This is a genomic window from Idiomarina sp. (genome assembly GCF_048260185.1).
Classification (GTDB): domain Bacteria; phylum Pseudomonadota; class Gammaproteobacteria; order Enterobacterales; family Alteromonadaceae; genus Idiomarina.
Genome location: NZ_JBLXHB010000001.1, coordinates 782,932 through 803,859 on the forward strand (window position 1 = coordinate 782,932; position 20,928 = coordinate 803,859).

General features: G+C 48.2%; 23 protein-coding genes. 4 read left to right on the plus strand and 19 right to left on the minus strand.

The window, feature by feature from the left end; all coding sequences use genetic code 11:
- Nucleotides 1-154 precede the first annotated feature (154 nt).
- Nucleotides 155-550 (minus strand): helix-turn-helix domain-containing protein, encoded by a 396-nt coding sequence (locus ACN0RF_RS03865; RefSeq protein ID WP_011234052.1) that lies wholly within the window; start codon nt 548-550, stop codon nt 155-157.
- 79 nt (nt 551-629) lie between these two features.
- Here ACN0RF_RS03865 and ACN0RF_RS03870 point away from each other — a divergent pair, with 79 nt between their 5' ends.
- Nucleotides 630-1,121: a DUF2938 domain-containing protein gene (locus ACN0RF_RS03870; RefSeq protein WP_417438122.1), complete on the plus strand. Its 492-nt coding sequence runs from the start codon at nt 630-632 to the stop codon at nt 1,119-1,121.
- Nucleotides 1,122-1,170: 49 nt separating this feature from the next.
- On the opposite strand, the gene mazG is transcribed toward ACN0RF_RS03870, so the two are convergent.
- From mazG to rpoE, 14 genes are all read right to left on the minus strand, one after another.
- Nucleotides 1,171-1,944, minus strand: a complete 774-nt coding sequence (gene mazG, locus ACN0RF_RS03875) for a nucleoside triphosphate pyrophosphohydrolase (protein ID WP_417438123.1) — start codon at nt 1,942-1,944, stop codon at nt 1,171-1,173.
- Between the two features lie 22 nt (nt 1,945-1,966).
- Nucleotides 1,967-4,156: a GTP diphosphokinase gene (relA, locus tag ACN0RF_RS03880; RefSeq protein WP_417438124.1), complete on the minus strand. Its 2,190-nt coding sequence runs from the start codon at nt 4,154-4,156 to the stop codon at nt 1,967-1,969.
- A gap of 3 nt (nt 4,157-4,159) precedes the next feature.
- Complete coding sequence (rlmD, locus tag ACN0RF_RS03885) at nt 4,160-5,512, minus strand: 23S rRNA (uracil(1939)-C(5))-methyltransferase RlmD (RefSeq protein ID WP_417438125.1); 1,353 nt, start codon at nt 5,510-5,512, stop codon at nt 4,160-4,162.
- A gap of 27 nt (nt 5,513-5,539) precedes the next feature.
- Nucleotides 5,540-5,920 carry a holo-ACP synthase gene (acpS, locus tag ACN0RF_RS03890; protein ID WP_417438126.1) on the minus strand — a complete coding sequence of 127 codons (381 nt, stop codon included), beginning with the start codon at nt 5,918-5,920 and terminating at the stop codon, nt 5,540-5,542.
- Entirely contained in the window at nt 5,920-6,648 is a 729-nt protein-coding gene (pdxJ, locus tag ACN0RF_RS03895) for a pyridoxine 5'-phosphate synthase (RefSeq protein WP_011234058.1), read from the minus strand. The genes acpS and pdxJ overlap by 1 nt, the downstream gene beginning before the upstream one ends.
- A 38-nt stretch (nt 6,649-6,686) precedes the next feature.
- The gene (gene recO, locus ACN0RF_RS03900) at nt 6,687-7,391 is read right to left on the minus strand and encodes a DNA repair protein RecO (protein ID WP_417438127.1); all 705 of its coding nucleotides are present in this window, start codon (nt 7,389-7,391) and stop codon (nt 6,687-6,689) included.
- A gap of 3 nt (nt 7,392-7,394) precedes the next feature.
- Nucleotides 7,395-8,312 (minus strand): GTPase Era, encoded by a 918-nt coding sequence (gene era, locus ACN0RF_RS03905; protein WP_034820514.1) that lies wholly within the window; start codon nt 8,310-8,312, stop codon nt 7,395-7,397.
- Nucleotides 8,309-8,998, minus strand: a complete 690-nt coding sequence (gene rnc / locus ACN0RF_RS03910) for a ribonuclease III (protein WP_417438128.1) — start codon at nt 8,996-8,998, stop codon at nt 8,309-8,311. The genes era and rnc overlap by 4 nt, the downstream gene beginning before the upstream one ends.
- Entirely contained in the window at nt 8,995-9,915 is a 921-nt protein-coding gene (gene lepB / locus ACN0RF_RS03915; protein WP_417438129.1) for a signal peptidase I, read from the minus strand. Before lepB ends, rnc begins: the two co-directional genes overlap by 4 nt.
- A gap of 3 nt (nt 9,916-9,918) precedes the next feature.
- Nucleotides 9,919-11,730 carry a translation elongation factor 4 gene (lepA, locus tag ACN0RF_RS03920; protein ID WP_417438130.1) on the minus strand — a complete coding sequence of 604 codons (1,812 nt, stop codon included), beginning with the start codon at nt 11,728-11,730 and terminating at the stop codon, nt 9,919-9,921.
- A gap of 103 nt (nt 11,731-11,833) precedes the next feature.
- Complete coding sequence (locus ACN0RF_RS03925) at nt 11,834-12,277, minus strand: SoxR reducing system RseC family protein (protein ID WP_417438131.1); 444 nt, start codon at nt 12,275-12,277, stop codon at nt 11,834-11,836.
- Nucleotides 12,277-13,242, minus strand: coding sequence for a MucB/RseB C-terminal domain-containing protein (locus tag ACN0RF_RS03930; protein ID WP_417438132.1), 966 nt, complete (start codon nt 13,240-13,242; stop codon nt 12,277-12,279). Before ACN0RF_RS03930 ends, ACN0RF_RS03925 begins: the two co-directional genes overlap by 1 nt.
- Before the next feature lie 4 nt (nt 13,243-13,246).
- Nucleotides 13,247-13,834, minus strand: coding sequence for a sigma-E factor negative regulatory protein (locus tag ACN0RF_RS03935; protein ID WP_417438133.1), 588 nt, complete (start codon nt 13,832-13,834; stop codon nt 13,247-13,249).
- Between the two features lie 18 nt (nt 13,835-13,852).
- The gene (rpoE, locus tag ACN0RF_RS03940; protein ID WP_011234067.1) at nt 13,853-14,431 is read right to left on the minus strand and encodes an RNA polymerase sigma factor RpoE; all 579 of its coding nucleotides are present in this window, start codon (nt 14,429-14,431) and stop codon (nt 13,853-13,855) included.
- Between the two features lie 145 nt (nt 14,432-14,576).
- Here rpoE and nadB point away from each other — a divergent pair, with 145 nt between their 5' ends.
- The gene (gene nadB, locus ACN0RF_RS03945) at nt 14,577-16,178 is read left to right on the plus strand and encodes an L-aspartate oxidase (RefSeq protein ID WP_417438134.1); all 1,602 of its coding nucleotides are present in this window, start codon (nt 14,577-14,579) and stop codon (nt 16,176-16,178) included.
- Here the strand turns inward: nadB and ACN0RF_RS03950 are convergent.
- Nucleotides 16,175-16,444, minus strand: a complete 270-nt coding sequence (locus ACN0RF_RS03950) for a hypothetical protein (protein WP_417438135.1) — start codon at nt 16,442-16,444, stop codon at nt 16,175-16,177. The genes nadB and ACN0RF_RS03950 overlap by 4 nt on opposite strands.
- A gap of 9 nt (nt 16,445-16,453) precedes the next feature.
- Complete coding sequence (locus tag ACN0RF_RS03955; protein ID WP_417438136.1) at nt 16,454-16,726, minus strand: succinate dehydrogenase assembly factor 2; 273 nt, start codon at nt 16,724-16,726, stop codon at nt 16,454-16,456.
- Between the two features lie 80 nt (nt 16,727-16,806).
- Here ACN0RF_RS03955 and ACN0RF_RS03960 point away from each other — a divergent pair, with 80 nt between their 5' ends.
- On the plus strand, nt 16,807-17,700 hold the full coding sequence (locus tag ACN0RF_RS03960) for a YgfZ/GcvT domain-containing protein (RefSeq protein ID WP_417438137.1): 894 nt from the start codon (nt 16,807-16,809) through the stop codon (nt 17,698-17,700).
- Nucleotides 17,701-17,704: 4 nt separating this feature from the next.
- Nucleotides 17,705-18,187, plus strand: coding sequence for a peptidylprolyl isomerase (gene slyD / locus ACN0RF_RS03965; protein ID WP_034820491.1), 483 nt, complete (start codon nt 17,705-17,707; stop codon nt 18,185-18,187).
- 62 nt (nt 18,188-18,249) lie between these two features.
- Here the strand turns inward: slyD and lysS are convergent, their stop codons facing one another.
- On the minus strand, nt 18,250-19,761 hold the full coding sequence (gene lysS / locus ACN0RF_RS03970; RefSeq protein ID WP_417438138.1) for a lysine--tRNA ligase: 1,512 nt from the start codon (nt 19,759-19,761) through the stop codon (nt 18,250-18,252).
- A gap of 36 nt (nt 19,762-19,797) precedes the next feature.
- A protein-coding gene (gene prfB, locus ACN0RF_RS03975; protein WP_110012522.1) for a peptide chain release factor 2 occupies nt 19,798-20,896 on the minus strand; the annotation gives its coding sequence in 2 pieces (ribosomal slippage) (nt 19,798-20,820 and nt 20,822-20,896; 1,098 coding nt in all).
- Nucleotides 20,897-20,928 lie beyond the last annotated feature (32 nt).

Sequence of the window (20,928 nt, forward strand, 5' to 3'; positions counted from 1 at the left end):
TTACATCTTATATTGTTGAAAAAATGTAACTCCTGCAAATAACTGACTATGGTTATGCAGTAAAGTTTCAATCTTGGTTTAGGAAATTAATTTTCAGTGAACACCGATAAGATAGGCAAGAACCGGAAAGTTGGTTGTTATTTTGGCGAAACGGTTATTTAGACCATGCCCCATCTGCCGCTAATCCAAGCAGACGACGAAATTTCGGGCACTCCATATGGCTTGGCGCGGAACAAGCGGCAGCATGTCGAAGGCCGTCGCGCATTCCTGTTAACTTTTGAATCGTTCTATCCAGTTCATCGGCCTTATTCGCTAATAACTCTCTGTCTATATTGGGTTTTCCTTTCGAGCCTATCATGCGTGCAATTTCATCAAGTGAAAAACCTGCCGCACGCCCAAGAGCAATCAATGCCAATTGATCGAGTATGTTCGCGTTAAAAACCCTACGCAACCCTTGCCGCCCGACAGAAGTGATCAGTCCTTTCTCCTCATAGAAGCGCAAAGTAGAAGCTGGAACTCCAGAAAGTTTGGCAACCTTAGCAATATCCATAAATTCCTCTTGACCTAAAGTTAACTTTAAGTTGTACGCTGTCATTGGTTCAAAATCAAGACGAACAAAGGAGATAATTATGAGCAATTTTCTAGTTATAGTATTAATCGGGTTTGGAGCAACTGCAGTGATGGATTTGTGGAGTATCGTGCGTAAATCGCTGCTTGGTATCCCTCTTCCAAACTATGGAATGGTTGGGCGCTGGATTACTCACATGACTCACGGTCAATTCAGACATAACGCCATTGCGAAGTCCAGTAAGGTAACCGGGGAGCATTTTATAGGATGGACGGCGCACTATATAATAGGCGCTATTTTTGCTGCATTACTCATTACTATTTGGGGAGAGTCGTGGCTTCACAATCCGACAATTACCCCGGCACTACTAGTCGGTATAGCTACCGTTTTAGCCCCTTTTCTCATTATGCAGCCAGGTATGGGAGCAGGTATTGCAGCGTCCAAAACACAAAACCCAGCCTCTGCCCGACTACAGAGCTTAATGACACATACAATTTTTGGTCTCGGCTTATATGTATCCGGCTGGGTAGTAAGACTTTTTTACTCAATATAGAAATACCCGAACCGCTGGTTCAGCCGCATTTCCGATCGCAGGCTTGCCCTTACGCCTTCTTAGCTTGCAGCCAGAGCGCTTCGAGTTCCTCGAGGTTGCAGTCAGTTGGGTGTTTACCCTGCTCGCTCAGGCTTCGCTCTATATGCTGAAAACGGCTTTTGAATTTGTCGTTAGCGCGTTGCAGCGCGGCTTCGGGGTTTACTTGTTTGTGGCGGGCCAGGTTAACTACGGCAAACAATAAGTCACCAATTTCTTCTTCAATATGGTCCTGGTCGGTGGCTTCTTTTACTTCCTGAATCTCTTCATCAACTTTGGCGTAAACCGGTTCGGCTTCGGCCCAGTCAAAACCTACTGACGCGGCACGCTTTTGCAGTTTGGCGGCTTTTAGAATACTGGGCAGTTGGCTGGGTATGTCGTCAAACACAGAGCCTGTGGCGTCTTTCTTTGTACGTTCCTGCTGCTTTATCTGCTCCCACTGGGCTTTAATTTCAGCATCAGACAGATTCCGCTCCGCATCGGTGCCGAACACATGCGGGTGACGGCTTATCAATTTTTCAGCGGTATGTGCAGCTATGTCATCCAGCTCAAATTGCTGCTCTTCGCGCGCTAACTGAGCATAAAACACCACCTGAAACAGTAAATCGCCCAGCTCATCTTTTATCGACTGCCAGTTACCCGACTGAATGGCATCTACCACTTCGTAGGTTTCCTCTATGGTGTAAGGAATTAACGAGGTCATGTTCTGCTTTAAATCCCAGGGGCATCCGCTTTCTGGGTTGCGTAGCTGAGTCATAACCTGTTGCAGTTGTTGCATGCCTTTCACTGAGGTACCTCTATTGTTTCAACTAAAGCTTTAAAGTAATGCGCTGAACTTGCTCAACACCATGAACCTGACGCAGTCTATCTGTAATACGGCTGAGCGCGTCGCTGTCTTTTACGGTCAGAGTTAACACCACGGTTGCCGACTGTGACTGCGCATCGCTTTCACTGTCCATTTGCGCCACCGCCGCTTTTTCATTCGACAGCACGCTGGTAATGTCATGCAACAAACCGTTACGGTCTAAAGCCGACACACGCAGGCTTGCCCGGTATTCCTGTTTGGAATGCCCCGACCAGGACACTTCAATACCGCGCTCGGGGTGCTGGTGCAATAAATGCTTCAATTGATCGCAGTCGCTGTGGTGCACGGACACGCCCCGCCCCTGAGTAATAAACCCGGTAATAGGCTCACCCGGCAACGGCTCGCAGCAGTTAGCAAAGTGCATCATCAGGTTACCAATGCCTTCTACCGTAACGTCAGACTTCGGCGTTTTTGGTGACTGCTTGGCTTTACGACGTTTAGTTAAGCGCTCGACTTTGTCGGCTTCGGTTTCCTGCGGTTTCAGGAAATTCACCACCTGATGCAGGCGAACGTCGCCAGCGCCAATAGCGGCTAACAAATCGTCCAGCGTAGGCACGTTAAAGCGCTCGACCGCTTTGTTCGCATCCTGCACATGCAGTTGATACTTCTGCAGTTCGTTTTCCAGTAACTCTTTACCGGCCTGCAGGTTCTTTTCCCGGTCTTCTTTTTTGAAGTAGGTGTGAACCTTGGCTCGTGCCCGTGACGAATGCAGGTAACCCAGTTGCGGGTTTAACCAGTCGCGCCGTGGCTGGGCGTTTTTCTGAGTCAGAATTTCAACCCGGTCACCGTTTTGCAACTGGTAAGTAAAAGGCACAATACGGCTGTCAATTTTAGCGCCAATGCACTTATGCCCTACCTGGCTGTGAATGTAGTAAGCAAAATCGAGCGGGGTTGAACCCATGGGCAAATCGACCACCTCGCCCTTTGGGGTAAACACGTACACACGATCTTCAAACACCTGCGAGCGAATTTCATCGACCAGAGTTTCGCTGCCGGCCATGTCTTCGTGCCAGGCCAGTAGCTTACGCAGCCAGGCTATTTTGTCTTCAAAACCATGACGTTTACCGGCGGCTGCGCCCTCTTTGTACATCCAGTGCGCCGCCACGCCCAACTCGGCGTCGTCGTGCATATCGTGCGAGCGTATCTGAATTTCAACGTTCTTATGTTCAGGCCCTATAACCACGGTATGAATGGACTGGTAGCCGTTCGCTTTAGGCGTTGCCACGTAGTCGTCAAACTCGGACGCAATATGACGCCAGCTGGAATGCACCACGCCCAGTGCGGCGTAACAGTCTTTCAGGTTATGCGTCAGAATACGTACGGCGCGAATGTCAAACAGCTGATCAAATTGCAGGTGCTTTTTCTGCATTTTGCGCCAAATAGAATAAATATGTTTGGGGCGACCATAGACATCGGCATCAATACCCTGCTGCTTCAGCGACTCCTGCAAACCCGACACAAAGTTATCTATGTAGAGTTCGCGGTCAGTGCGGCGCTCATCCAAACGCTGAGCAATGGTTTTGTAAGTTTTAGGATGCAGGTAACGGAAAGAAATATCCTCCAGTTCCCACTTAAGCTGCCCAATGCCTAACCGGTTAGCCAGCGGCGCGTATATTTCCGCGCACTCTTTAGCAGCCAGTACCCGGGTTTCTTCGTCGGCTTTTTTCACTTCGCGCAGGTAGCAAATGCGTTCGGCCAGTTTTATCAGCACCGCGCGCACATCTTCCACCATGGACAGTAACATGCGTCGCACGTTATCTATCTGGCTGCCGTCTGGCTGACCGTGTTGGAAGTGTTGTAAGTCACCAATGCTTTGCATTTGCTGTACGTTACGCAGCAGCACAATCAGGGTTTTAGATTGTTTACCGGTGAGTTTGTCTAAATCGAGCTTGCCAGCTTCCAACAATGGCACATACAACGCCGCCAGCAAGGATTCTGCATCCAGCTTTAGTGGTGCCAGTATTTCAACCATTTCCTGGCCTTTCAGCAAGGCTTCAGTTTCCTCAGGAAACTGCTGCTTCAGTTGCTGAAAAGTACTTTCTAACGGCTCAGGATCACTCACAGCGTTCAGCCAATGCTGTTCACTGTCTTTGTATTTGGGGTCATCCACGTGGGTACTGCGTACATGGACCATGATTTACGACGCTCTCTCCAGACAAACCATAGTTTCAATGTGATGGGTTTGCGGAAACATGTCAACTGTACTCAGGCCAATTATGCGGTAATTACAGCCCTTGCTTTCGGTTAGCATGCCGGCAATATCCCGCGCCAAAGTATCCGGTGCGCAGGAAACATACAAAATGCGTTGTGGTCTGTGTTCGGGCTTCAGCTTATGCAGCAGCTTCACCACACCTTCAGCCCCCGGTCTGGCAGGATCTAAACACCACAAGTCAGCGGGTTCGCCTAAGTCTGAAGCAGTTATTTCGTTTAAGTCAGCACTAAGTGAACTCAGGTTATCCATACCGTTGTTTTCGGCGTTAATGCGCGTCTGCTCTGCCATGCGGTAAACACCTTCTACCGCAAGTACCGACTTTGCCCGGCGCGCTAGCGGCAAACTGAAGTTACCAATACCGGCGAAAAAGTCATACACGCGCTGTGTTTTTTCTGGCTTCAGCCAGTCCATAGCCTGTTGCACCATACGCTGGTTAATACCGCCGTTAACTTGTAGGAAGTCACCCGGTTGAAAATACAGTTTGTCACTGTCGATGCTGGTATCAAAAGGCATTGCTGTACCAGCTAAAGGCTGCAGATCATTCTCGCTCTGTAACCAAATATCGGTTTTATTGGCCGTTTGCCACTTCTGCAACGCTTGCATGGCGTCACCCGGCAGCGTTTCCGTGATACGCAGCAAAATAATGGGTGTGTTGCTATTTATGGCTTCAATATGGCCCAGCTTGCTGGCAACCGCCGATGTATTTAACAGAGGGTACAAGGCATTGACACGTTGCAGCAGAATTTCTTCGGCTACCAGGCAGTCCTGTATGGCGACAATATGGTGGCTTTGTGCTTCTCTGAAACCAATTAGCAGCTTTTGCTCTTTGCCCAGCCAGCGCGTTGCCAGCCTCACTCTGCGACGGTAACGCATCGGTTCGCTGACAAGTGGTTCCTGCCACGGCAGACTATTGGTTTGGGGATTAAATACGCCGAACTTCTGAAACAGCTCTTCCACCACCTGCCGCTTATGAGCCAGCTGCTTTTGCTCGTCTATGTGCTGAAAGTCGCAACCTCCACAGCTAGCATAATACTCACAGGGCGCTTCGCGACGGTCGCTACTGGGTTCCAGAATACGCTCTAAATGACCACTGTGTTTGCCTGCGGTTTTGTACTCTATAACCTCGCCCGGCAAAGCGCCCATAATAAAACGGGTGGGCTGACCTTTTACAGCTGCACGCACAACCGCACGCGCCTGATGGTCAAGTGCTGACACCTGACCTTTTAGGGTTTTACTTACGGACTTATTGCGCTTCTGCGGCTTAAAAAATTGCGCCATGTTGGTTTTACTTTACCTAATTTATTTCTAGTCTGTTTCTAAAATAACCGTTGCTACCGCGTAGTGCTTTTCATCACTAATGGATAAATGGCTGCCGGTGATGCCCTGCTCTTTTACCCATCGTGCCGCGGTTTCGGTGAAATGCCACTCGGGTTTACCGTATTCGTTATGCACTACCTGCATATGCTGAAACGACAGTCCGGCGGAAATACCCCGGCCAAAGGCTTTGGAACAAGCCTCTTTAGCAGCAAAACGTTTGGCCAGAAAAGCGGCTTCATCAACCGAGGCTGTCATTTCTTCCTGCTCTTTTGGCGTTAACACGCGTTTCACTAAACTGTTGCCACGCGCTAAAGACTGCTCTATACGGGCTACTTCAACAATGTCAGTACCTAAGCCCCAAATTGCCATTAGCGCGCCTTATCTAAAATATTACGCATATCACGCACCGCCTGATCCAAGCCAACCAATACCGCACGGGCAATAATTGAATGACCAATGTTCAGTTCACAAACTTGTGGGATTTCCGCCACTTCTAATGTGTTGTGATAGTGCAAACCGTGACCTACATTCACCTGCAAACCAATAGAATGCGCGTATTCTGACGCTTCCATTAAGCGTGCCAGTTCAACGGTACGCTGCTCTTCAGTTTCGGCCTCAGCGTATTGCCCGGTGTGCAGCTCAACAATGGGTGCACCGGCTTTTTTAGCGGCGTCTATTTGCTCATGGTCAGCGTCAATAAACAACGAAACCTGAATACCGGCATCGCTTAAGCGACGGGTGGCATCGGTAATTGTCTCTAACTGACCGGCAACATTCAGGCCGCCTTCCGTGGTCAGTTCCTGACGTTTCTCCGGTACCAGACAACTGTAGGTAGGCTGCGTTTTTATCGCTATGTCGAGCATTTCTTCGGTAACCGCCATTTCCAGATTCATGGGCACGTTCAGTGTCTGCTTTAGCATAGCAACGTCGCGGTCAGTAATGTGGCGGCGGTCTTCACGCAAATGAATGGTAATGCCGTCGGCACCAGCTTGTTCGGCAATAGCTGCCGCAGCTACCGGGTCGGGATAACGAACCCCACGTGCGTTACGCAACGTGGCCACATGGTCAATGTTAACGCCCAGGCGTAAACCTTTCATTATTCAGCTCCTTTCGCTTTCGGCTAGTTCTTCGTAATTCACTGACGCTTAGTGCCCCGGAACAATTCACGACTGCGCAGAGGTTTATCACCTAAATAAACCGCTAAGGCGTCACGCATAATATATTTCAGCAGTCTTAAGCGGTTTTCATCGTCAACATCCCACGCCGCCAGTTTTTGAATATCCGCCACCGAGTATGCTCGTTGTTGGTCGTCTCGGGCTTGGATCACAAAGCCATGATCGGGAATAAAATAGCACCACTTCGAGTCCGACAGCGCATGGCCTGTGTCGGCGTCATAATGCCAGTCAAATGCCGCTCCCAGATGCTGCAACAACTGCCATTCAAACTGACGCAAAGCAGGCTCTACGCGCTCGCTGCTAGTCATATTTTGCAAAGCCGACAAATAGCTTTCAAAAAGCTCCGGGGCTTCAGCTTCTGTCGGCACCAGCCGTTGAATTAACTCGTTGAGGTAAAAGCCACTGTAGAGCTTATCGCCCTGCAACAGCAGCTTTTGAGTTGTCTGCTGCGGCTCCAGCAAGGTTAAGGTTTTTAAGTCGCTGCGCCCCTGAAATTCGGCCAATAGTGGAATAAAAGGTTGTGCTAAACCACGCCAGGGGCTTTTCGGACGCTTAGCGCCTTTTGCCACCACCCGAACCCGTCCCTTATCTTCAGTGAACAGATCCAGAATGAGGCTGGTCTCCTGATAGTCCCAACGATGCAACACCAGTGCCCGCTGCGCCACCGGTTAATCTTCCCGGTAGCCCAGACTTTTTAAAGCTCGTTCGTCGTCCGACCAACCAGATTTTACCTTAACCCAAAGTTTCATCATGACTTTGTTGTCCAGCAGTTTTTCTAAATCGCGTCGGGCTTCAGTGCCTATGGTTTTCAGTTTGCTACCACCCTGCCCGATGATCATCCGTTTCTGCGCTTCGCGCTCAACCAGTATTAAGGCATGAATATGAGTGGTGCCTTTTTCAGATTGACCAAACTGCTCAATTTCTACTGTTGTTTCATACGGCAGTTCGTCACCGGTAAAGCGCATAAGCTTTTCACGCACAATTTCTGCCGCCATAAAACGTACAGAACGGTCGGTTACGTAGTCTTCAGGATAATAGTGGTAGCCTGGCTGCAAATGCGAGCGAACAATTTTTCTCAATTCGTCAACATTGTCGCCGTGTGTCGCCGATATGGGAAGAATGGCATCAAACTTATGCTGTTCATTCAGCCACTGCAAATGCGGTAATAAGCGCTCTTTGTCTTTCAATTGGTCAACTTTATTAACCAATAACACTACCGGCACTTTACTGCGCTGAATTTTCTCCAACACCATTTTGTCGTCTTCTAACCACTTTAAGTTTTCAACCACAAAAAGTACTAGATCCACGTCTTTCAAGGCGGAGGATGCGGTCTGGTTCATCACCCGGTTTATGGCACGAGGTTCTTCTTTGTGCATACCTGGTGTGTCAACATAAATAGCCTGACAGCCATCGTCGGTGTCTACGCCTAAAATACGATGGCGGGTAGTCTGAGGTTTATTCGAGGTAATGCTGATTTTCTGCCCCAGCAACCGATTAATCAGTGTCGATTTACCCACATTCGGACGACCAACAATGGCGACAAAGCCGCTGTGTTTATTCTCGTCCAGTTCTATATCCAGCGTCATGCGCTCTCCTGCAAATGTTCTAATGCAGCCGTTGCTGCAGCCTGTTCGGCTTTACGGCGGCTGGTACCTGTACCCTTAAAAGGGCTTTCGATACCTTCTATAGAACAGTTCACGGTAAATTGTTGATTATGCGCCTGCCCCTGTGTAGCGACCACGTCGTACTCAGGTAGAGGCTTCTGACGCGCCTGCAGTAACTCCTGCAGGCGCGTTTTTGGATCTTTCTGGCTAGTGCCGGGCTCAATCAAGGTTAACTGGGGTTCAAACCAGTTAAGAATGACCTGTCGAATGGTATCCATGTCACTGTCCAGATAAATGGCACCAATAATGGCTTCTACTGCATCGGCAAGAATGGACTCGCGCCGATAACCGCCGCTTTTTAATTCGCCCTGACCCAGCGACAAAAAGTCACCCAGACCCATTTTTTTACCCAGCTTCGCCAAAGAACGACCACAAACTATGGCGGCGCGCATGCGACTTAAATCGCCTTCTGCTACTTTGGGAAATTTTTGATACAAAGCTTCGGCTATCACCAGACCTAAAATAGAATCGCCCAGAAACTCCAGACGTTCGTTGTGCGTTGATGAAGCACTACGGTGGGTCATTGCCTGACGCAATAAATCCTGCTGTTCAAAGCTATGACCAACAATCTTTTCCAGTTCCGTTAAAGGTGGTTTGGGCAAACTCACTCAATACTCCCTAGCCTTTCAAATCGAACTCCCGTAGGAACCCACGACGGTAACCAACTATCGCTACTGCGATCCATTTCAAAACTCATCCAGATGAATACCGCTCTGCCAACCAGCAGCTCTTCGTCAACGAAGCCCCAGTAGCGACTGTCACGAGAATTATCGCGGTTATCACCCATAGCAAAATACTGGCCTTCCGGCACTACCCACTCGTCTTTCTGTGTGCCCGGCTGATTAAAATACGACATAGTCCGTGGCGCAACACGTGGGTCGATAAGAATTTCGTGGCTTACATCGCCTAACTGCTCGCCATATGTCCGTAATGGCGACGAACCAGAGAAATATTCGCCATCTTCTTTTAACGAGGTGGAGACCACCTTCATTTCTTCACAGTCTTTCTCGCCAGCGGCACACGCTGGCTGAATATAAAGCGACTTGTTTCGGTAAATAATACGGTCGCCAGGCAAGCCAATAACACGTTTTATGTAATCTATGCTCGGTTCTTCCGGATATTTAAATACAGCAATATCGCCGCGTTCAGGCAACGAAGTGTCGACCAACGTCTTTTGGAAAAGCGGATCTTTAATGCCATAGGAAAACTTTTCTACCAGAATAAAGTCGCCCTTTAGTAAGGTTGGCATCATTGAGCCTGACGGTATCTGAAATGGCTCATACAACAAAGTGCGTACAACCAGTACTAAAGCAATAACCGGGAAAATAGACTCGCTCAGCTCCATAAGTTTAGGCTGAGGTGCCAGTGTGTCAATCTGCTGTTCGGTTAAAGCCTTGGTTGTTTTGGTCTCAACCTCAGCAATAACCGCTTTACGCTTTGGCTTCAGTACTCGCGCATCGTAAAGCCATAACAACCCGGACAGAACGGTAATAACGGTTAAAATAATTGAAAAATAATTGGCCATTTCCTATTTGCCTACTTTTAAAACCGCAAGAAAGGCTTCCTGAGGTACTTCTACGTTACCCAGGTTCTTCATGCGCTTTTTACCCTCTTTTTGTTTTTGTAAAAGCTTCTTCTTACGACTAATGTCGCCGCCATAACACTTCGCTGTTACGTTTTTACGCAACTGCTTGACCGTCGAGCGCGCAATAACATGGTTGCCAATGGTCGCCTGAATGGCAATATCAAACATTTGTCGTGGAATTAACTCACGCATTTTATCAACTAACATGCGGCCGCGCCCTTCAGCGTGATCACGGTGAGTGATCATTGCCAGCGCATCTACCCGGTCGCCGTTAATCAGTATATCGACACGAACCATGTCCGCAGGTTCAAATTTCTTGAACTGATAATCCAGTGAAGCGTAACCACGACTGGTCGATTTTAACCGGTCGAAGAAATCCATAACCACTTCTGCCATGGGCAGCTCGTAAGTTACCGCAACTTGTTTACCATGGTAAGCCATAGCCGTTTGTACGCCGCGCTTATCAACGCACAAGGTAATCACATTACCCAGAAACTCTTGCGGAACCAGAATATTGGCTTCCACAATAGGTTCGTAAATGGTTTCAATATCGTTAACCGCTGGCAAGTTCACCGGGTTATCCACTTTGACTATGCTGCCATCGGTCTTTTCAACTTCGTAAACAACCGTTGGTGCCGTGGTAATCAAGTCTATGTCGTACTCACGCTCTAAGCGTTCCTGAATAATTTCCATGTGCAGCATGCCAAGGAAACCACAACGGAAGCCAAAGCCAAGTGCCGCAGAGTTCTCCGGCTCATAAAAAAGCGACGCGTCATTTAACGACAATTTCCCCAAAGCATCCCGGAACGACTCATAGTCCTCTGAGCTGATTGGGAACATACCTGCGTAAACCTGAGGTTTGACTTTTTTAAAGCCCGGTACCGGCTCTTTTGCCGGCCTCTTCGTATTGGTTAGAGTATCACCGACCGGTGCACCCAGAATGTCTTTAATACCCGAAATAACATAGCCCACCTCACCAGTGTGTAAAATACCGGTTTCGTGAGGTTTCGGGTCAAAATAACCAACTTTATCAATTTGATACGACTGACCAGTAGACATTACTGTCATTTTCTCGCCGGCACGCAACGTTCCGTTGCGGACGCGAACCAAAGAAACAACCCCCTGATAATTATCAAACCAGGAGTCAATAATCAGTGCCTGTAATGGCTCTTCTGGTTCGCCCTTAGGCGGCGGTATTTGCCGGACAATGCGCTCAAGCACGTCGTCAATACCTAAACCAGTTTTAGCCGAACACTGAACCGCATCCACAGCTTCAATGCCGACAATGTCCTCTATTTCCTGTGCAACGCCCATAGCATCGGCCTGCGGCAAGTCAATTTTGTTCAATACCGGAACAACTTCCAGGTCCATTTCAATAGCGGTATAACAGTTTGCCAAAGTCTGCGCTTCAACACCCTGAGCTGCATCAACAACCAGCAGTGCGCCTTCACAACCCGCCAACGAACGCGAGACTTCATAAGAGAAGTCAACATGCCCTGGCGTATCGATGAAGTTTAACTGATAGGTTTCACCATCTTTAGCCGTGTAATAAAGGGTTACGCTCTGCGCTTTAATCGTAATACCCCGCTCACGCTCCAAATCCATGGAATCGAGTACTTGCTCAGCCATCTCACGGTCAGTCAGTCCACCGCAATGCTGGATCAAGCGGTCGGACAAGGTGGATTTACCGTGGTCAATGTGAGCGATGATCGAGAAGTTACGAATATTACTTTGCTTGAACGCCCTATTCGGCATTGATGATACCTCTGTAAAACTGAATTCTGGAACTTAAAAAATTAGTCCCGATCATACTCATGTTAGCGGCAAGAACAAAGGACTTTATGACAGTTCAGGGGTTTCAGTGCTGAACTTCAGCCGCGACGGTTTCCAGTTTGACCATTGCATTGACTTGAATGTCACGTTTACGGAACCAGCGTTTTAGTCCCCAGAAGGTAAAAGCAAAGCCAGCAAAGGACAATAAAATAACAAAACCTTCGGGTAACGTGCCTGTGTTTTCCAGTAGCACAGCTAATAGCAACAGTGTCAGTATAGGTAAACCGTAGAGTAGTAGAGCAAAACGTGTTACTGCGGTTTCCGGTACTTCTAATTGCACCTGGTCGCCGGGACTAAACGTTTGTTCGGTAACCACAGTAAACTGCGCATTTCGGTCGGCAAAAATTTTACTTAAAATGCCGGCGCCACAGTTAGATACCTGCGCACAACCTGAGCAGGCAGTTTTTAACTGGGTGGTAACGGTTACGCGGTTGCCATCAACCGCTGTTACTTCTGCTATTTCTTTCATTATTTAACTTCTGCCGCTATGCGTTGAGCCATGGCTAAAGGCACCTGACCCACCACTGTCACAAGAAAGTTATTATAACGCTTTGAGAACAAAGTGTGTGAAGAAGATAGCGCGAGATCGGTTTCCATGCCCTCAGTTAGTTCAGCTACATAAACCGAGTACTCGGCAAGACCATCGGAAAATAAATAGTGGTCAACCGGCGTTGAATCGACAACTAAAGTGTGGCTTTGCTGGCTTAATAATTTGAACCCTCGTGGTGCCCATTGCGGCACAACATTGTAATTTGTTGCACTTTGCACCCGCAAATCTTTTAGCAGCGGCGGCATTTCAATATTGCTTATTTCTTTCGTTATTTCCGGCGCAGTATTGCGAACCGATAAACTGGTTAATTGCATTTGCTCTACAACATCGCCGGACTGATTCATCATCATCATTTTAAGCGGCATACCGTTCTTACGGTCAATCCATAATGCGTAGCTGTAACGCTGATTATCGCGGCTTAGAATACGAATATGCTGGGCATTACGACCTAAAACTCTTGCGCCACCGCCTACCGTAACCTGATAGCTATGACTAAGACGTTCAAAGGGTTGAGAAAATGCTGCCGGAAAAATAGCGGTAATAGTATCGGACTTTAATGCGTAGTTACTGGCTGAGGTATTAAAGTGGGCAACCTTGTTATTCACTCTTAAGATGCGAAAGTCCGGACCATTCATTTGAATTAACAGTTCGGTACTTCCTGTTTCCGGGTCGTTGCCCTGTAACCACTGATAAGGCTCAATTTGGTCACCATGTACATGAACTAAAGAGGCCTCAAAATTCAGTTCAGTTAAGGCTTCTGCCATACGGTTGAACCAGTCAGCACCACTTTCTGCCTGTTCGCTAGCCTGTTGTGCGCTTACCGAAAAGGTTCCGGCGAATAATACAGCGCTACATAAAATAGACCGGTACAACCGAGTTATCATAGCCTTAATTACCTTTGTTGAGCTCCTGCTCTGACTGCTCATCTTTTTCTGTTTGCTCTGCTTTTTGCTGCAACATTAGTTGTTGCTGGTGATCAATCAGGTATGACTGAACCTGACGGCGTCTTTGCTGATCGCTGATTTGCGACATTGGCTCAACACGATTCAAGCTCACCGGCTCACGACCACCACCAATGGGACTGGTCAAAAGAGTAGGTTCCGCGCTGCTGCCATCGGGTGTCGCTGGCTGCTGATAAGTTTGCACTGTCATCACCGCAACCACGGCCACACTTGCCGCAACGGCAACTTTGGCGAAAGGCTGGAACCAACGTGAAGCCGCTTTATTCTGGCTCTTAGAGCGACCAAAACCTGGCTTAACGACATTGGACTCCTGGCTTACGCTAACGCGAACCCGCTCGCTAATATCAAGGCTGATATCGGAGTTTAAGTCACCTTTTATTGCCGCGCGAATAACACTGTAACGGTGCCACTCCTGTTGAGCCTGTTCATCTTTCAACAGTGCTTCAATTTCATCGGCATTGATGAGTTGTTCATCAAACAGCGCGGATGTTGATTCTGATTTGTTCCGAGACATAGATGCCCCTCTGTTAGTTTACCGTTCCAGCAACGGTCGGAGTTGATTATCTATTGCTTCCCGAGCGCGAAAGATGCGAGAGCGGACAGTACCTATAGGACAATCCATTTCTAGCGCAATTTCCTCGTAACCGAGACCTTCAATTTCCCTTAAAGTAATTGCCCGACGTAAATCATCCGGCAATTCATCAATCGTTTTTAGTACCACATCTCGAATTTCATCAGAGAGCATTTGTCTTTCCGGAGAGGCGCTGTCTCTTAGCGCACCGGCTCCTTCATAAAACTCTGCGTCTTCTGCATCAATGTCAGATGCGGGCGGTTTCCTACCTTGCGAAACTAAATAGTTTTTCGCCGTATTAACCGCAATTCGGTACAGCCAGGTATAAAAGGCACTGTCGCCACGGAAGTTCGGTAACGCCCGATACGCTTTTATAAACGCTTCCTGTGCAACATCAGCTACGTCGCCCTGTTGTTTGACATAACGCGATATCAAACTCATGACTTTATGCTGATACTTTTTTACCAGCAGATCAAAAGCTCGGTTATCACCTTGTTGTACTCTTTCGACCAGCTGTTGGTCACTCACCTGTTCGCTCATCCGAGCCTGTTCTCCCTTAACCCAGGAACTGCTGGAACTGGCGGCCCGTCCTGTTTCTTACTGACTGTGACAGAGCCGCATGTAAAAAGTTCGCAAAAATATCGCCAAATGCGTAAAATCGTTCAAAATTCACATTGAGTACTTTATGGAACCTGTTGCAAATTATCAATGCGATGTACTGATTATTGGTTCGGGAGCCGCGGGATTAACTACCGCTTTACAGTTAGCCGATAACTTAAACGTTACGGTACTAAGTAAAGGCCCGCTGACTGAAGGCTCAACCTTTTATGCGCAAGGCGGTATAGCCGCAGTATTCGACGAAAACGACAGTATTGAGAGTCACATCGAGGATACCTTAATTGCCGGTGCCGGCCTTTGCGATCCCGAAGCCGTTAAGTTTACCACAGAAAACGCGCGTGCAAGTCTGCAATGGCTGATTGACGCCGGAGTAGGCTTTGATCAAGTTGAATCTAAAGACAGCAGCCCGACCTACCACCTGAATCGTGAAGGCGGCCACAGCCATCGTCGTATTCTGCACGCAGCAGATGCGACCGGCAAGGCGGTACAAACAACATTGCAGAAAAAAGCAATGGAGCATCCAAATATTCAGGTGCTGGAACGATACAACGCCGTCGATTTGATCACGGGTTCACGTATCGGTAAACCTGACGGTTGCTATGGAGCTTATGTCTGGAGCCGCCAGAAAGAACAAGTTGAAACCGTTGCGGCAGGCTGTGTGGTATTGGCTACGGGCGGCGCAAGTAAGGTATATCAGTATACCAGTAACCCGGATATTGCCAGCGGCGACGGTATCGCCATGGCCTGGCGTGCCGGCTGTAGCGTTGCCAATATGGAATTTAATCAATTCCATCCGACTTGTTTATTTCACCCCAATGCACAGAGCTTTTTATTAAGCGAAGCCTTACGTGGCGAAGGTGCTTTATTGAAGCGGCCGGACGGTACTCGTTTTATGCCGGACTTTCATGAGTCTGCTGAGCTTGCCCCGCGCGACGTTGTTGCCCGCGCTATCGACTTTGAAATGAAGCGTCTGGGTGCCGACTGCATGTATCTGGATATTTCTCATAAACCAAAAGACTTTATCCAGCATCACTTCCCTACCATTATGGAAAAATGCTTGTCGCTGGGCATTGATATCAGCAAACAGCCGATGCCGGTTGTCCCTGCGGCCCATTACACCTGTGGCGGTGTTAAAACCGATATGAACGCAGCGACCGATTTACCCAACTTGTATGCTGTTGGTGAGGTTGCCTGCACAGGTCTGCACGGAGCCAATCGCATGGCCAGCAACTCCTTGCTGGAATGTCTGGTTTTCGCCCGTGCGGCGGCTAAAGATATTTTATCTAAACGCCCACATCAACAAGCCTTGAACCATATTCCCGGTTGGGATGAAAGTCAGGTAGGCAATTCCGACGAGGAAGTTATAATTCAACATAACTGGCATGAGCTACGACTGTTCATGTGGGACTACGTTGGCATTGTGCGTACCACCAAACGTCTGGAACGTGCGCTTCACCGAATTCAGTTGTTACAGCGTGAAATTCACGAGTATTACTCGAACTTCCGCGTGAGTAACAATTTACTGGAGTTACGTAACTTAGTGCAGGTATCAGAGCTTATTGTACGAAGCGCTATTAGTCGTAAAGAAAGTCGCGGCTTACACTATACTCTGGACTACCCTGACACATTGCCAGCTCCCCAACCTACGGTACTAACACCGAAAAGTTAAGACTCTGGCAGCTGTTGTAACTGGCGCCGCAGTTTTATCTGCTGCGCCTTTGGCATCTGAAACCACCAGACCCGGAGCCAGCGCCGTTTTTCCCGACCTTTTTCTGTTTTACAGGCAAACGGCAGTAAAACCAACATACCGCCTACGACCAGTGCCTTGCTGAATAATTGACAACGTTCGCCCTGCCACCACCAGTAACGCCCGCACGCTGACACAGACAACACGCGCATAGGTCGCTGTAAGCGGAAATAACTGTCAGGGTTCACCGCGCGGGTCTATACCTTAACGCGTGACAACATAAACTGAATCATTTCAGCTAGTTCTTCGTCTTCACACTTCTGGTGACCCATAAACCAGGCAAAAAGATCCGGGTCATCGCAGGTAATTAAACGGCGAAATACCGCTTTTTGTTCTTCACTCAGCTCGTCGTAAGCTTGATCGACAAAAGGTTCAAACAAGACATCCAGCTCCAGCATGCCCCGGCGGCATGCCCAACGTAAACGACGCTTGTCTTTTAGTGCTTCTTCCGACTGTTTTAACGGCAACATAAAATCTCCGCAGCAATTGCCCTTGTAATTCGATAATGTGCCCTAATATTACCACGTAAGCCATTTAATAAGGAGTCATTGTGGTTGAGTTAACGCAGCATTTTACTGACGCAAATCAGGATCACCTTTCCGTTCAACTGGTGGACTATGGTATCCTCTCGGTTTCTGGCGAAGATGCTGACAGTTTTTTACAGGGTCAGCTGACATGTGATTTACGCAAACTCGGCCAGGATAATTGCTTATATGGCGCACATTGCGATCAAACCGGAAAAGCATTTAGCATCTTCTGGCTTTATCGTGAAAACGACTCCGTTTTTTTAGTGATGCATCGCAGTGCAATTGAAGGCTCTTTGGCACAATTAAAGAAATTCGGTGTCTTTAGTAAAGTCATTATTGAAGATGTAAGCAACGACTGGAACATAGCCGGTGTTTTCGGTAGCAAAGCAGCCAGCGTTGCAGCAGAATTTGATGGCCGGGTAATACAGGTTGGGACCAGTCCCGACCAATATCTGTTGCTCAGCCAACAACCAATTTCTACGGATTATCCGCAACCTTACTGGGATGCGTTGGAAATTGAACGGGTTCGTCCACAACTTACGTCTGAGAACATCCAGGCGTTTGTCCCGCAAATGATGAATTTGCAGGCGTGGGATGGAATCAGTTTTGACAAAGGATGTTATATCGGCCAGGAGACTATTGCCCGGATGAAATATTTGGGCAAACAGAAACGGGCGCTCTTTCGCTTATCCGGTAAAGTAACGGCTCAAGTTACTGCTGGTACGCAATTAGAGAAAGCCATTGGCGAGAACTGGCGTCGTGCAGGTACGGTCATTATGGCAGTGAACCGCACCGACACCCAAGTGGACTTATTAGCTGTTTTACCCAGTGACATAAACACTGACACGGCTATACGAGTCCGGGATGACGACGCAAGTCTTCTGGAAATACACTCACTGCCTTATCAATTAGGTTAAATTTATGAGCGAAACCATTGCACCAAACAAAGTCGTGGCTATCAACTATGCCGTTAAAACGGAAGATGGCCAGACGCTGGACCAGTCTAAAGATGGCAGCCCACTGAACTTCATCCACGGTCGTGGCATGCTGATTCCTGGTCTGGAAAATGCACTGGAAGGCAAAAAAGTTGGCGATAGCTTCACTGCAGAAGTTAAACCAGAAGAAGCTTATGGCGAACGTCATGACGGCTTAATCCAGACTGTACCACGTAACCTGTTCGGCGAAAACGAAGTACAGCCTGGCATGCAGTTCCGTGCCAGCACGGATCAAGGCGAACAGTCTGTTGTTATCGTTGAAGTAAAAGACGACGAAGTGACTGTTGACGGTAACCACCCACTGGCCGGTGTTAACCTGAACTTTGACGTAGAAGTTATTGAAGTTCGTGAAGCGACTGAGCAAGAACTTGAGCACGGTCACGTTCACACTGACGGCGAAGATCACTAAGCGCTGTTTTTGATAAAAGAAACCCGGCTAATAAGCCGGGTTTTTTTGTTTCAGAGAGGTAATTAATCCGCTTTTGGGCGCATATGCGGGAACAATAATACGTCGCGAATAGACGCAGAATCCGTTAGCAACATTACCAGACGGTCAATACCAATGCCCTGACCGGCTGTTGGCGGCATACCGTGTTCCAGTGCGGTGACATAATCTTCGTCGTAGAACATGGCTTCATCATCGCCCGCTTCTTTCTGTTCAACTTGCTCGCGAAAACGTTCAGCCTGATCTTCAGCATCGTTAAGCTCCGAGAAACCATTCGCCAACTCACGACCACCGGCAAAGAATTCAAACCGGTCGGTCACAAACGGATTGTCGTCGTGACGACGAGCCAACGGTGAAACTTCAGCCGGGTACGCAGTAATAAAGGTAGGCTGAATTAAACGATGCTCAGCAACAGTCTCAAAAATTTCGATCTGAACTTTACCTAAGCCCCATGACGGCTTAACACTGACACCAACCTGCTCGGCAATTTCAGTTGCTGTATTCATGTCATTAAGCTGCTCAAGGCTCACTTCCGGCATGTACTTAACAATAGCTTCCAACACTGTCATGCGCTCAAACGGCTTACCGAAATCATAATCCACGCCCTGGCTGGTAAACTGAGCAGAGCCTAAGACCGACTCAGCCGCGCCGCGTAACATCTGCTCGGTTAAATCCATTAAGTCGTGATAATCCGCGTACGCCCAGTAGAACTCCAGCATAGTAAACTCTGGGTTATGGCGTGTGGAGAGACCTTCATTACGGAAATTACGGTTAATTTCGAACACCTTCTCAAAACCACCAACGACTAAACGTTTCAGGTAAAGTTCTGGTGCAATACGTAAAAACAGCTCCATATCCAGTGCGTTATGGTGCGTGCTGAAAGGACGAGCTGCGGCGCCACCCGGAATAGCCTGCATCATAGGAGTTTCAACTTCCAGAAACTGACGGTCACTTAAAAAACGACGAATATAGTCAATGATTTTAGAGCGAGCCATGAAAGTACTGCGAGACTCTTCGTTGGTAATCAGGTCCAGATAACGCTGACGATAGCGCATTTCCTGATCTGACAGACCATGGAATTTATCCGGCAAAGGACGCAGTGCTTTAGTCAGCAAACGTACTTCGTCAACTTGCACGCTTAACTCACCGGTTCCGGTAATAAACAAGGTGCCAGAGGCGCCGAGAATATCGCCTAAATCCCACTTTTTAAATTCCGTGTTGTAATAACCTTCAGGCAGATTGTCGCGGGCAACATACAGCTGAATTTTGCCGCTCATATCCTGGATGGTCGCGAAACTGGCTTTCCCCATAATACGACGGGTCATCATACGACCGGCCACTTTCACGCGAATGCCCTTTTCAGCCAGCTCCTCTTTGCTCACATCATCGTATTCAGCATGCAAATCGGCAGCCAAAGAATCCCGACGGAAATCGTTCGGGAATGCGATGCCCTTATCGCGAAGCGCCGACAGTTTCGCCTTTCGCTGCGCGATCTGTTCGTTTACGTCTACTTCAGGTGCCTGCGATTTATCAGTCATTATCGATTTTCCTCTGTCGGGATACTTAAATTAAACTTACAGCCCGCTTTTTAAGCTGGCTTCAATAAATGGGTCAAGTGCGCCATCAAGCACAGCCTGGGTATTACGGTTTTCGATACCCGTACGTAAATCTTTGATGCGCGCATCGTCCAGAACATAAGAGCGAATTTGACTGCCCCAGCCAATATCAGCTTTTGAGTCTTCTAATGCCTGTTTCTCTTCGTTCTGTTTCTGTAATTCAAATTCGTACAATTTCGCTTTCAGCTGTTTCATTGCTGAGTCGCGGTTCTTGTGCTGCGAACGGTCACTCTGACATTGCACAACAATGCCTGTCGGTTCGTGTGTTAAGCGAACCGCAGAATCGGTACGGTTAACGTGCTGACCACCTGCGCCAGAAGCACGATAGGTATCAACTCGTAAATCTGACGGATCAATTTCAATGTCTATATCGTCGTCAACTTCCGGGTAAACAAAAACCGAAGCGAACGATGTATGACGACGATTACCTGAGTCGAAGGGCGATTTACGTACTAAACGGTGCACACCGGTTTCGGTGCGCAGCCAGCCGTAGGCGTATTCTCCAACCACACGTACTGTCGCCGATTTAATACCAGCTACATCCCCTTCAGACAGCTCAGTAATTTCCGCTTTAAAGTCATGTGCTTCTGCCCAGCGCAAATACATGCGTAGCAGCATATTAGCCCAGTCTTGGGCTTCGGTTCCGCCGGAACCTGACTGAATATCCAGGTAGCAGTCTGCCGAGTCGTTGTCTTTTGAAAACATACGACGAAACTCTAAAGCTTCCAGCTGTTTTACTAAACCGGACAGCTCTTCATGGGCTTCGTTAAAGGTGTCTTCGTCTTCTGCTTCCACTGCAAGATCAACAAGACCTTCGACATCATCCAGCCCCTGCTGAAGTTTATCCAAGGTTTGTACCACTTGCTCTAATGCCGCACGCTCTTTACCTAAGGCTTGCGCCTTGGGTGGATCATCCCACACATTGGGCTGTTCCATCTCACGGGTAACTTCTTCCAGACGCTCTAACTTAGCATCGTAGTCAAAGATACCCCCTAAGCGAATTACTACGCTCACGCATTTCTTTGATGTTGTTGTAGGTTGCGTTGGTCTCGAACATGCGACTACCTAATTCTGTTAATTCTAAAAGGG